Below are 13423 nucleotides of genomic sequence, written 5' to 3' on the forward strand. Positions count from 1 at the left end.
TTATATACCCCCCCGTTCAATGTCAGACATCGCCACTTTATGCGTATCCGAAATAGATTTTAATGGGTATACTTTGCCATGCTCATCATAATATTTATGCTGTTCCTGTTGATAATTGGCCTCGACATTTTGACGTATTATTTTACGCTCTAAACGTGTTTCGGGCTCAATATTAGGAATAGCTGATAACAGGCGCTTTGTATAAATATGTTGTGGACTCGTGTATATATCCTTTCGAGTGCCTGTTTCCACAAAGCGTCCTTTGTACATGATAGCTATGTGATCACACATATGCTTCACGACACCTAGGTCATGCGAAATAAATAAATAACTAAGTCCAAATTCACTCTGAATGTCTTTCATAAAATTCAGTACTTGAGCTTGTACAGATAAATCTAGTGCAGATACTGGTTCATCAGCAATAATCATTTTCGGATTACAAGCAACCGCACGAGCGATTCCAAGACGTTGCTTTTGACCACCTGAAAATTCATGTGGGTACTTTAACAATACATCTTCAGACATTCCTACTATCGCTAGTAGCTCTTTAATGCGCTTACGTTCCTCTTGATCACTAAGCCTCATAAAATTTCGAATAGGCTCTGCTAAAATTTCTAATACACGCTTTCGAGGATTCATACTCGAATGAGAATCTTGGAAAATCATTTGAATATCTTTGTTATAAGCTGAATTACGGTTTCTGCGCTTGTTTGTAACATTCTCACCTTCATAAAAAATTTGACCCGACGTGATTCTTTCTAGACCTATAATGGCCTTACCTGTTGTCGATTTTCCAGAACCTGATTCTCCTACTAAACCGTATGTTTTCCCTTTTTCAAATTCCATAGTGACGCCATCAACCGCATAGACCTTATCGACTACTGTATTAAAAAAGCCCCCTCGAATTGGGTAATGAACATTTAAATCACTAATCTGCATAAAGCTCATACAGTCCCGCCTCCTTCTCCACCCTCTAATTGAAAGTGTTTCCAGCAGGTACATCTAACAAAATGCCCTGGTGCAATTTCATGTAATTGTGGTTTGCTTTCGTGTGCAGATGCATCAATCCATGGTATTCGTGCTGAAAATCGGCAACCTTCCCGTGGTAAATTGACCAGCGATGGCACCATACCTTGAATCACTTCAAGTCTTTCATTTTCACTATGTGTTTGTGGAATAGAATTCAATAACGAACGAGTATAAGGATGTTTAGCGTTCGTAAATAATTCTTGAACAGGTGCTTCTTCTACTACTTCACCTGCATACATTACTGCAACTCGATCAGCCATTTCTGCCACGACGCCTAAATCATGCGTAATTAAGATAATACCTGTTTCGGTTTCTGACTGTAATGCTTTTAGTAAATCAAGTATTTGAGCTTGGATCGTTACATCTAATGCTGTTGTTGGTTCATCGGCAATTAAAATAGATGGTTTACACGACAATGCGATGGCAATCATGACACGCTGCCTCATTCCCCCGGATAATTGATGAGGGAATTGCTTTGCTACACGCTCTGGTTTAGCAATGCCTACTTGATTCAATAATTCTAATACTCTCTCCTCACGCTGTTGCTTTGAGAGTTTTGTATGGTACATTAACCCCTCTGCAATTTGTTCTCCAATCCGCATTAAAGGATTAAGGGCTGAAAGGGGATCTTGAAAAATAAAACCAATATCATTACCACGTAAACTATTAAATTGTTCGTCATTCAGATTCGTTAAATTTTGATTGTTATAAAGGATCTCACCCTTAACTTTTGTATTAACAGGATTGTACAAGCCTACAACAGTAGTTGCTAATGTACTTTTACCACAACCCGATTCCCCAACGATTGCTAATACTTCATTCCTTTTAAGCGAAAGTGAGACATCATCTACAGCAGCGTGGTAAGTTTCTTTAATACGGAAACCTGTAGTGAGATTTCTAATTGTTAATAGGTCATTTGCTGTATTCAAACAATCTCCCCCTCCTATATTCAATATTCTGAAAAATGTTTTTGCTTCGCTATGAAATTTATTTCAGAATTATATTTTATTGAAAGACTCATTTACACCTCCAATAATGTTTAGTTAACAAATTTACCATTTTTTACTTTTTCAAACACACAATACCATAATTGAATTGTCTGAAAATTAACTGTGATATTATTTTATCTGGAAATAATACATTAAATCAAGTGTATTTTTCTAAATATTACAAAGATACAAACAAATCAACTCCATACATCTTTACAAAATAATTTTATAAACTTAACTTTTTCTTTACTTAATTGTTTGCCCTTTTTTTAACCTTATACCTACCCCCTTCTATTTTTGTTATTTAAATATAATATTTTCAGATTAATCCTGTTTACTTTATTACTAAAATATCAGTAAATCCATAGATTAGATTTAACATAACAGGTAATAATTATAATTTTTATATAAATAAGTATATGTAATTTCTAACTATTTGTTTTTTACAAATAGTTTTCTCGTTTAAAGTGTTAAAAATCAAACAACCATTTCAATATATTAAAAAAGCTTTTTTTTGTATTTCTTTTTACCTAACCATTTACGTACATCTTGATTATATCCTTATCTAAAAATAATTAGCTTATTAAATAGTATATGTAGTAATAAAGGTAATATATTCTAAAAACTTTAAATAAAAGACTATTATAATAGATTAATTTATATAAGAGTATTTTACTGGTAATAGTATAGATACTGAACAAATCAATGAGGAAACGTTTGCAATTTACGAGGTTGATTTTCACATTACTACCAACATCGTTGCGTAGAAATGTCTATATTGTAAATAAAAAGAAAACATTTTATCATAAAGCTAATAAAGTACAACTTTCTCTTGATTATATGTAAGAAAGAATAGGTGAGATGTATACATATGAAAAATCGCGTTGTCCAATTGTTATTTGTATTTACAATAGCAGCAATTATGCTCATATTCTTAAATAAGTCCATCATTTCCTTATATACCTTAATCGGCATACTATGGCCTATCACACTTATTGGGATTGCCTTCATTATTTTTATTGAAAATCGTTCCCCGCAAAGTACATTGGCTTGGTTTTTAGTATTAACCATCCTCCCTGTTATCGGTTTACTTCTGTACTTACTATTCGGAAGAAGTCGCTGGAGAAGAAAGAAACATTTATCTCGTTCAGAAGAAAAAAGAAAGTTATTCCGTGAACTTTTAGCAGGAAGAAGTTTTAATTTAGATCCTTCTTGCCCTTTAAATGAACGATCCACCAATTTAGCACAAGTTATCCAAAAATTTGGCGGCGGTCCTCTTGCTAATGATACAGCAACAAAACTCTTAACGAACGGAGATGAAACATTTACTGAAATCCTACAAGCAATTGAAAATGCTACACATCATATTCATATTCAATACTATATTTATCGATCAGATGAAATCGGTAAAACAATCCGAGATGCCTTAATAAGAAAAGCAAAATCTGGCGTGATCGTACGCTTTCTTTACGATGGACTTGGAAGTAGTAAATTACGTAGGAGTTTCTTACAACCAATGAAAGAAGCAGGAATTGAAGTAGTCGAGTTTGATTCTATTCTTTCACCTTGGCTATTAGAAACCGTCAATTATCGTAACCACCGTAAAATTGTTATTGTAGATGGGACAATTGGGTTTACAGGTGGACTCAATGTCGGGGATGAATATCTTGGTCGTTCGAAAAAATTTCCCATTTGGCGTGATAGCCATTTAAAAATCGAAGGAAAAGCATTATATAAACTGCAGGCCATTTTTCTAGAAGATTTTCTCTATGCCACTAGTAGTTTAAATACTGAGTCTTGGAATCAATTTATGGATAGCACATACTTTCCAAGTCAAGGAACTCATCAGGCAGAAGGTGCCGTACAAATCGTTGCAAGTGGACCTAGCTCAGAAGATACAAGTATTCGGAATGCTTTATTGAAAATTATGGGCTCTGCAAAAAAGTCCATTTGGATTGCCACTCCATACTTCATTCCTGATCAGGAAACACTAACATTATTACGTTTGAGTGCACTTTCCGGAGTAGATGTCCGTATTTTATATCCTGGAAAAGGCGATAGCATCATTAGTGATCAAGCATCCCAATCATACTTTACACCACTTTTAAAAGCAGGTGTCTCCATTTACCGCGTTAAAGATGCTTTTATGCATGCTAAGATTGTACTTGTTGATGATGAAGTTGCAACAATTGGTACAGCAAATATGGATATTCGTAGTTTTGAGTTAAATTATGAACTCATTGCAGTCTTATATGAATCTAACACGGTTCTAGATATTAAAAATGATTTTGAACAAGATTTTAAAGAATCTATGGAAATTACATGGGAGTCATTTCAAAAGCGAGGTATTCAAAAACGCATGCTTGAATCTCTTATGCGACTCATTTCTCCGCTACTGTAAATGATTAAATAAAGTGTAGTTCTTGGTCAAAACGAGGGGTTGATTTCCGTTCCGGCTGGGCGCTTTGTTGCTGCCGCTACGTTAGCACTACGCTTTCGCACAGAGCAAAGCTTCTTGGGGGCGTCCAGCCTCCACTCCAATCAACCACTTCACATATCGTGTATCTTATTGCGTGTCATTCTATTTTATTTTAAGAAACCACCTATCTCAAGCACAGCATTAAGAAAGATTCCCTTGACCCTTCAGACTGTAAACAAACTCGGAAAAATATTGAATCTGTAGCCAGTCTTTTTTATAACGCAATAGTTTTTCAACAAATGAAAGGGTGGTATGAATTTTTTCATACCACCCCTTTTTATAATCAATTATGTCTCGGCATAATTGCGTCCCGAATCAGCTTTGTACTTGCACAAAGAATTAAAGCTCGCCTGCTTTTAACTTTCCATGCCAGTCTTTTAAGAATGGAATGTCACCTTCTTGAATAGCACCTGATTCATTTGCTGCTTCAATTAAATAATCGAAATTTGTTAGCGATACATAGTGAATGCCTGCCTTTTCAAATGCTTGCTCAGCACGTGGAAGATTGTATGTGTAGACACATACAACACCTAGTACTTCACAGCCTGCTGCGCGTAAGGCTTCTACTGCTGTGATCGATGAGCCGCCTGTAGAAACGATATCTTCTACTACTACGACTTTTTGACCTGCTACGTATTTTCCTTCGATTTGGTTACCACGGCCATGCTCTTTTGCTTTAGAGCGTACATAAACCATCGGTAAATCTAAAATATCACTTACCCAAGCGGCGTGTGGAATGCCTGCTGTTGCTGTACCTGCTACGATTTCTGTTGGTCCAAAGTTTTCTTTAATAAGAGATGCTAGACCGTTTGCTAATTGCTTACGAATTACAGGGTCAGAAATTGTTAGGCGTGTATCACAGTAGATTGGGGATTTAATGCCTGATGCCCATGTGAATAGTTCTGTTGGATTTAATTCGACTGCGCCTACTTTTAACATAGCGTGTGCGATTTCATTTTGTAATGTCATAGTTATGCCTCCCATAATTCACTTACGATTTTATATGCTGCTACTGGATCTTGTGCACCTGTAACGGCACGTCCAACGACGATCAACGAAGAACCGTCACGTTTTGCGCCGTCTGGTGTTGCAATGCGCTTTTGGTCGTGTGCATCGCCACCTGCTAATCGGATACCAGGTGTCACACGTAAGAAATCTTCACCGCACACTTCAGCAATCGCTTTTGCCTCATGTACAGAGCAGACAACACCATTTAAACCAGCTTGTTTGGTTAAGCTTGCGTAATGTAATACAGATTCCTGTAGAGATAAAGCAATTTTTTGCTCTGCTTGCATTTGCTCTTCTGTTGTAGAAGTCAACTGTGTTACAGCAATTAATGCCGCACGTTCACGTCCTACAGGAGTACCCGCTTCAAGCCCTTCAAGTGCTGCCTCCATCATCGGACGTCCGCCTGCCGCATGAACGTTGACTAAATCTACGCCTAATTTTGCTAGACCTTTCATAGCAGAGCCCACTGTATTAGGAATATCGTGTAGCTTTAAATCAAGGAAAATATCATGACCTAGATCTTTTACTTTTCGGACAATATCTGGCCCTTCCTGCATATATAATTCCATACCAATTTTCACGAAAAGAGGCTCATTAAAATGCTTTAGAAAGTTGACTACTTCTGTTTCTCCAGGGAAATCTAGAGCAAGTATTGGTTTAGTATTCATGAACGATGGCTCCTTCCGATAATTTCTGAAATATGCTCTACTCCTAATTGATCGAGCTTTGCTGGTAGTTCATCAATTATAGTTGGACAAACGAAGTGATCCACAAAGTTTGCTGTCCCAACAGCAACTGCAGATGCGCCGGCCGACATAAAGTCTATAACATCCTGCGCCTCTGTCACGCCACCCATCCCAATTATCGGAATATTGACAGCCTTATACACCTCATAGACCATGCGAATCGCCACTGGCTTTACGGCAGGTCCTGATAAGCCGCCTGTACCATTGGCAATCACTGGCTTACCTGTACGCTCGTCTAGACGCATACCGATTAGTGTATTAATCATTGTAATGCCATCTGCACCACCCGCTTCAACAGCTTGTGCAATTTCTGCGATATTCGTTACGTTAGGAGACAATTTCACGTATACAGGCACTTCTGAAACAGCTTTGACAGCTGCCACTAGCTCACGTGCAGTTGCAGGGTCTGTACCAAATTGAATACCACCACATTTAACGTTCGGACAAGAAATGTTAAGCTCTAATGCATTCACATTAGGTGCAGTAGAAATGCGTTGCGCTACTTCTACGTAGTCAGCTGTCTCCGTACCCGCAACATTTGCAATAATTGGCACATCATACGCTTCTAGAAACTTTAATTCTTCATTCATTACTTTTTCGATGCCGGGATTTTGCAAACCAATTGCATTCAACATCCCTGCTGCTGTTTCTGCTACGCGAGGAGTTGGATTGCCGGGACGTGTTTCCACAGTCGTAGCTTTAATCATAATAGCGCCAAGCTTTGATAAATCATAAAGCTGCGCATATTCACGTCCAAAGCCAAAGCAACCGGAAGCTGGCATTATTGGATTTTTTAAATCTAAACCTGGTAATTGAATGTTTAAACGACTCATAATGCCACCGTACCTTTCGGGAAAACTGGACCGTCAGAGCATACTTTGACATAGTCTTTTGCTACTTGATCTGTTGTTTTACATACGCATGCAAAACAAGCACCGATACCGCAGCCCATACGCTCTTCAAATGATAAATAACCTTCTTTTTCTGGATAGAAGCCTTCAAGTGCTTTTAACATCGGTAGAGGACCGCAAGAATAAAAGACATCGAACTCCGGTACTCGAGACTCTAAAACATTTGTCACAAAGCCCTTTGTTCCTTTAGAGCCGTCAACCGTTACATAATGCGTTTCTCCAAGGGCACTGAATTCTTCCTCGTAGAAGCATACATCTTCCGTTTGAAAGCCAAGGACATGAATTGTTTTTACACCACGTGCGTTCAATTGCTTGGAAAGCTCGTGTAATGGAGGTACTCCGATTCCTCCACCAACTAGTAGGGCTGTGCCTCCCTCTTTTACTGCTTCTACCGGGAACCCATTACCGATCGGACCAAGGACATTGACAAGATGCCCTTCACGATTTGTCGCTAACACTTTAGTTCCGCGACCTTCCGCGCGATAAATCATTGTAAATTCGTTGTTGTCTTTATCTATGTTTGCAATACTAATTGGTCGACGTAAAAGCGGCTCCATTGAATCTGACACCTTTACATGGACAAACTGGCCAGGTGTCATATCCTGAACCAGTTCTCCACGAAGTGTCAATTCGAAAATGTTTGTCGCGATTTGCTTTTGAAAGACGACCGTCATTTTCTCTTGACGAATCATATTAATGTACTACCTCCGCTTTTGGCATTTGTTCTGCTGTGAATGTCATTGATTCTATAACTCGAACCATCGCTTCCGCTGTATCTAATGAAGTTAAGCAAGGTACGCCGTTTTCTACAGACTCGCGGCGAATTCGGAAGCCATCACGTGCCGGCTGCTTGCCTTTTGTTAAAGTGTTGACAACAAGCTGTGCCTCACCGTTTTGAATTAAATCGATTAACGTTTCACCTTTTGCACCGATTTTGCCAACTACATCTGTGCGTACGCCTGCATCTTCAAACGCTTGAGCTGTACCTTCAGTTGCGACAATACGATAGCCTACTGTTGAGAAGCGTTTTGCAAGTGCAATTGCTTCTTCTTTATCTTTATCGGATACAGTGAACAATACTGTTCCTTCTGTGCGAATTTCCATACCTGCTGCAACTAAGCCTTTGTAAAGTGCTTTTTCTAATGTTGCATCTTTACCCATTACTTCACCTGTTGATTTCATTTCAGGCCCTAGTGTAATGTCAACACGGCGTAATTTAGCGAATGAGAATACTGGTACTTTTACGAAGACACCATTTTGCTCTGCCGCTAAGCCTGTTGGATAGCCTTGTTCTACGATTGATTTCCCAAGAATCGCTTTCGTTGCAATATTCGCCATTGGAATGTTTGTAATTTTACTTAAGAACGGTACTGTACGAGATGAGCGAGGGTTCACCTCGATGACAAATACTTCGCCCTGTGAAATTACATATTGAATGTTCATTAAGCCTATGATGCCAAGACCTTTTGCAAGGCGAGTTGTATAATCCACTAGTGTATCTTTTTGCGCTTGTGTTAATTTTTGTGGAGGGTATACAGAGATCGAGTCACCAGAGTGAACCCCTGCACGCTCGATATGCTCCATAATACCTGGAATTAATACATTTTCACCGTCACAAATGGCATCTACTTCGATTTCTTGACCCGTTAAGTAGCGGTCTACTAATACTGGATGATCTGGAGATGCTTCTACCGCGTTCTCCATATAATGTTTTAATTCCTCTTGGTTGTAGACAATTTCCATCGCACGACCACCTAGCACGTATGAAGGACGAACTAGTACTGGGAAGCCTAGACGTTCACTAATCGCAAGTGCTTCTTCCGTAGATACAGCTGTTTGACCTAGTGGCTGTGGAATGTTCAAGTCGTGTAATGCTTGCTCGAATTTGTCTCGGTTTTCTGCACGGTCGATATCTTCAAGTGTTGTACCTAGAATTTTCACGCCATTGGCAACTAATTTATCAGCTAGATTAATAGCTGTTTGACCACCGAATTGTACAACTACACCGATTGGTTGCTCAAGGTCGATAATATGCATAACATCTTCGATTGTTAATGGCTCAAAGTATAATTTATCTGAAACTGAGAAGTCAGTTGATACTGTCTCTGGATTCGAGTTAATAATAATTGCTTCGTAGCCTGCTTCTTGAATTGCCCATACTGAGTGTACTGTTGCGTAGTCGAACTCCACCCCTTGACCAATGCGGATTGGACCAGAGCCAAGTACCACAACTGACGGCTTGTCGGATTTAATCGATTCATTTTCATCTTCATATGTGCCATAGAAGTATGGTGTTTCAGATTCAAACTCCGCTGCACAAGTATCAACCATTTTGTATACCGGAATAATGCCATTTTCTTTACGGTATGCATAAACCTCTTCTGGTATTGTTTCCCAAAGCTCAGCAATTTTCTTATCTGCAAAGCCTAAACGTTTTGCTGTACGTAACACATCTTTATCGTTTTTATTGTCAGCAAGTGTTTGCTCCATATCTACGATGTTTTTAAATTTATTTAAGAAGAATAGGTCAATGGCAGACCATTCATGGATTTGCTCAATTGTTACACCGCGACGAAGTGCTTCACCGATGAAGAATAGACGCTCATCACCTGCTTTGCGGATACGTTTTTCAATCCAAGAATCCGTATTTTCTTCTGCGTGTTTCAGCTCTAAGTGAACTTGGCCTGTTTCAAGAGAGCGGACTGCTTTTAGCATAGCTTCTTCAAATGTACGACCAAGTGCCATTACTTCACCAGTCGCCTTCATTTGTGTACCAAGATTACGCTTTGCTGATTCGAATTTATCGAATGGCCAGCGTGGAATTTTCGCAACGATGTAGTCTAGAGCTGGCTCGAAGCAAGCATACGTAGAACCTGTTACAGGGTTTTTGATTTCATCTAATGTTAAACCAACTGCGATTTTTGCTGCTAGCTTAGCAATTGGGTAACCTGTTGCTTTTGACGCTAATGCTGATGAACGCGATACACGAGGGTTTACTTCGATCACATAGTAATTGAAGCTATATGGATCAAGTGCTAACTGTACGTTACAGCCACCTTCGATTTTCAGTGCACGGATAATATCTAAAGAGATATTACGTAGCATTTGGTTTTCACGATCTGAAAGTGTTTGTGTAGGTGCTACTACAATTGAGTCACCTGTATGAATCCCAACTGGGTCAACGTTTTCCATGTTACATACAACGATGGCGTTGTCAGCAGCATCACGCATTACTTCATATTCGATTTCTTTATAACCAGCAATCGATTTTTCTAGTAAACATTGTGTTACTGGGGAATATTTTAGACCAGATGTAACGATTTCCTCTAGATCTTGGTCGTTGTAGCAAATACCGCCGCCTGTACCACCAAGTGTGAAGGCAGGACGAACAATTACTGGGTAACCAATTTTCGCTACAAAGTTTTTAGCTTCGTCTAAGTTATGGATAATATCTGATTCAGGTACTGGAGCACCTAGCTCATACATTAAATTACGGAAAAGATCGCGGTCTTCCGCTTTATGGATAGCTTCTAATTTTGTACCAAGAATTTCAATATTAAGCTCATCTAAAATTCCTGATTTATCTAATTCAATGGCCATATTTAAACCAGTTTGACCACCAAGTGTTGGTAGGATGGCATCTGGACGCTCTTTACGTAAAATTCGTGATACAAACTCAAGTGTAATTGGCTCAATATATACTTTGTCTGCAATTTCTGTATCTGTCATAATTGTCGCAGGGTTTGAGTTTATTAAGATAACGCGATAGCCTTCTTCTTTTAATGAAAGACAAGCTTGTGTTCCTGCGTAGTCAAATTCTGCTGCTTGTCCGATTACGATCGGGCCTGATCCGATTACTAAAATAGTTTCAATATCTGTACGTTTAGGCATGTTGTTTCCCCTTCCCTGCTTCTACTTCCATCATTTCGATAAATTCATCAAATAGGTGATTTGAATCCTCTGGACCTGGTGATGCTTCTGGGTGATATTGCACTGTGAAGACTGGATATTTCTTGTGACGTACACCTTCACAAGTACCATCATTTAATGCGATATGTGTTAATTCTAAATCTGTATCTTTTAATGAATCGATGTCGATTGCATAGCCATGATTTTGAGATGTTAAATCAGTACGGCCAGTGCGTAAATCTTTTACTGGGTGGTTACCACCACGGTGACCGAATGGTAATTTAAAGCTTCGTGCACCACATGCTAGCGAGAAGATTTGGTGGCCTAAGCAAATACCGAACATTGGCACTTTTCCAATTAAATTGCGTACTGTCTCAATACCCTCTTGCACATCTTCAGGGTTACCTGGGCCATTCGAAAGCATGATACCATCTGGATGCCACGCTAAAATTTCTGCTGCTGAAGTATTGTAAGGGACAACTAGCACATCACAATCACGTTTATTTAACTCACGAAGAATACCATGTTTCATACCAAAGTCTATTAATACTACGCGTTTGCCACGACCTGGTGATGGGTATGCTGCTTTCGGTGATACTTCATGTACATGGTTTGTAATCGCTGGTGTTGCCTGTAATTTTGCCACGACTTCATCTACATTCACTTCTTCATCAGCTGCTGTTAAAATAGCTTTTACTGAACCTTTACTGCGAATAATGCGTGTTAATTTTCGTGTATCGATTCCTTCAATCCCTGGGATATCCTTGGATGTTAAGTACTCATCTACTGTTAAGTCACAGCGGAAGTTTGAAGGTGTTTTTGCTAATTCACGGACTACAAATCCACGAATAGCTGGTGAGATTGATTCAAAATCATCACGGTTAATACCGTAATTACCGATTAAAGGGTAAGTTAACGTTACAATTTGTCCGTAGAATGAAGGATCTGAAATTGTTTCCTGATAACCTGTCATCCCTGTTGTGAATACAACCTCACCTTGTGAAGCGCGCTCACTACCGAACGCTGTACCTGTAAATACTGTGCCATCTTCTAAAATAAGTAAACGTTTTTTCATTACTCTGCCTCCTGGTATACGATATTGCCTTCAAAAATTGTAAGGACTGGCCATCCTTTTGCAGTCCAACCATTGAATGGTGTATTGCGTCCTTTTGATACAAAGCCTTCTGCATCAATTGTTTGCTCTTTATTTAAATCTATTAAAATCATATCTGCTGAAGCTCCAACTTCTAATGTGCCATATGGTAGATCAAAAATTTGAGCTGCCTTTACAGACATCCAGTCAATCAACTGTTTTAACGTCCATTTCCCGGTTTCTACAAACTGCGTGTAAAGCAGTGGGAATGCTGTTTCGAAGCCTACAATGCCAAATGGTGCACCAACCATACCACAGCATTTTTCTTCTACTGTATGTGGAGCATGGTCTGTAGCGATACAATCGATCGTGCCGTCTAACAGCGCTGCGTGAAGTGAGTCTTTATCATCTATTCCACGTAACGGAGGATTCATTTTCCAGTTTGCATCATCCGATGGAATATCCATTTCTTCAAGTAATAAATGGTGTGGGCAAACTTCTGCTGTGACACGAATTCCTGCTGCTTTCGCATCTCGTACTGCACGTACAGATTCCTTCGTTGATACGTGACATACGTGGTAGCGTGCTCCAGCTGCTTCTGCCAGTAGAACATCTCGGGCAATTTGAACGGATTCACAAATCGATGGAATTCCTGGTAAACCAAGCTCTTTATTACGTTTTCCTTCATGCATTACGCCGTCGTAAATTAATGAGTTATCTTCACAGTGTGCGACAACAACCACATCGTGCTGTGCTGCATCCTTCATTTGCTCATACATTGTTGATGCAAGCTGGATCCCAACACCATCATCTGAAAATGCGACAGCTCCATGTGCTTTTAATTCTTCAATATTTGTACGAACCTCACCTGAGATGTCCCTTGTTAATGAGCCGTATGGAAGTACTCGAATAGCTGCACTCTCTTTAATAAGACCGTTAATTAGCTGCATATTTTCTACTGAATCTGGCACTGGTTTTGTATTTGGCATCGCGCAAATTGTTGTGAAGCCGCCTTTTGCTGCTGATGCTGAACCTGTAGCAATTGTTTCTTTATGTTCAAAGCCCGGCTCACGTAAATGTGTGTGAACATCCACAAAGCCTGGTGCAACAACTAAACCATTTCCTTCGATTACTTCTGCGCCTGCTACAGTTACATTTTGACCTATTTCAGTAATTTTGCCGTCTACCATCGCGATATTTACTGTTTGTAGCTCGCCTTGTTCATTTACCATTTGTACATTTTGAAGAACTTTTGTCAT

10 protein-coding genes are annotated in these 13423 nt (G+C 39.3%); 1 reads left to right on the forward strand and 9 read right to left on the reverse strand.

What is annotated here, in order from left to right; genetic code table 11:
• Together ACFTQ7_RS00910 and ACFTQ7_RS00915 are read right to left on the reverse strand one after the other, a co-directional pair.
• Nucleotides 1–948 carry an ATP-binding cassette domain-containing protein gene (locus ACFTQ7_RS00910; RefSeq protein ID WP_386826848.1) on the reverse strand — a complete coding sequence of 316 codons (948 nt, stop codon included), beginning with the start codon at nt 946–948 and terminating at the stop codon, nt 1–3.
• Nucleotides 945–1958, reverse strand: coding sequence for an ABC transporter ATP-binding protein (locus ACFTQ7_RS00915; protein ID WP_386826849.1), 1014 nt, complete (start codon nt 1956–1958; stop codon nt 945–947). Before ACFTQ7_RS00915 ends, ACFTQ7_RS00910 begins: the two co-directional genes overlap by 4 nt.
• 931 nt (nt 1959–2889) lie before the next feature.
• Between ACFTQ7_RS00915 and ACFTQ7_RS00920 the strand changes: the two genes are divergently transcribed.
• Entirely contained in the window at nt 2890–4419 is a 1530-nt protein-coding gene (locus tag ACFTQ7_RS00920) for a cardiolipin synthase (protein ID WP_386826850.1), read from the forward strand.
• Nucleotides 4420–4836: 417 nt separating this feature from the next.
• Here the strand turns inward: ACFTQ7_RS00920 and pyrE are convergent, their stop codons facing one another.
• Genes pyrE through ACFTQ7_RS00955 form a run of 7 tightly spaced genes read right to left on the reverse strand, consistent with a single transcriptional unit; the run spans nt 4837 to nt 13423 of the window.
• Nucleotides 4837–5466, reverse strand: coding sequence for an orotate phosphoribosyltransferase (gene pyrE, locus ACFTQ7_RS00925; RefSeq protein WP_386826851.1), 630 nt, complete (start codon nt 5464–5466; stop codon nt 4837–4839).
• A gap of 2 nt (nt 5467–5468) precedes the next feature.
• Complete coding sequence (pyrF, locus tag ACFTQ7_RS00930) at nt 5469–6173, reverse strand: orotidine-5'-phosphate decarboxylase (protein WP_386826852.1); 705 nt, start codon at nt 6171–6173, stop codon at nt 5469–5471.
• The gene (locus ACFTQ7_RS00935) at nt 6170–7084 is read right to left on the reverse strand and encodes a dihydroorotate dehydrogenase (protein ID WP_386826853.1); all 915 of its coding nucleotides are present in this window, start codon (nt 7082–7084) and stop codon (nt 6170–6172) included. Before ACFTQ7_RS00935 ends, pyrF begins: the two co-directional genes overlap by 4 nt.
• Nucleotides 7081–7854 carry a dihydroorotate dehydrogenase electron transfer subunit gene (locus ACFTQ7_RS00940; protein WP_386826854.1) on the reverse strand — a complete coding sequence of 258 codons (774 nt, stop codon included), beginning with the start codon at nt 7852–7854 and terminating at the stop codon, nt 7081–7083. Before ACFTQ7_RS00940 ends, ACFTQ7_RS00935 begins: the two co-directional genes overlap by 4 nt.
• Before the next feature lies 1 nt (nt 7855).
• Nucleotides 7856–11053, reverse strand: a complete 3198-nt coding sequence (gene carB / locus ACFTQ7_RS00945; RefSeq protein ID WP_386826855.1) for a carbamoyl-phosphate synthase large subunit — start codon at nt 11051–11053, stop codon at nt 7856–7858.
• Complete coding sequence (locus ACFTQ7_RS00950) at nt 11046–12146, reverse strand: carbamoyl phosphate synthase small subunit (RefSeq protein ID WP_386826856.1); 1101 nt, start codon at nt 12144–12146, stop codon at nt 11046–11048. The genes carB and ACFTQ7_RS00950 overlap by 8 nt, the downstream gene beginning before the upstream one ends.
• Nucleotides 12146–13423 (reverse strand): dihydroorotase, encoded by a 1278-nt coding sequence (locus ACFTQ7_RS00955; protein ID WP_386826857.1) that lies wholly within the window; start codon nt 13421–13423, stop codon nt 12146–12148. Before ACFTQ7_RS00955 ends, ACFTQ7_RS00950 begins: the two co-directional genes overlap by 1 nt.

It is taken from the genome of Lysinibacillus sp. NPDC056959 (assembly GCF_042674095.1).
Taxonomy (GTDB): Bacteria; Bacillota; Bacilli; order Bacillales_A; family Planococcaceae; genus Lysinibacillus; species Lysinibacillus zambalensis.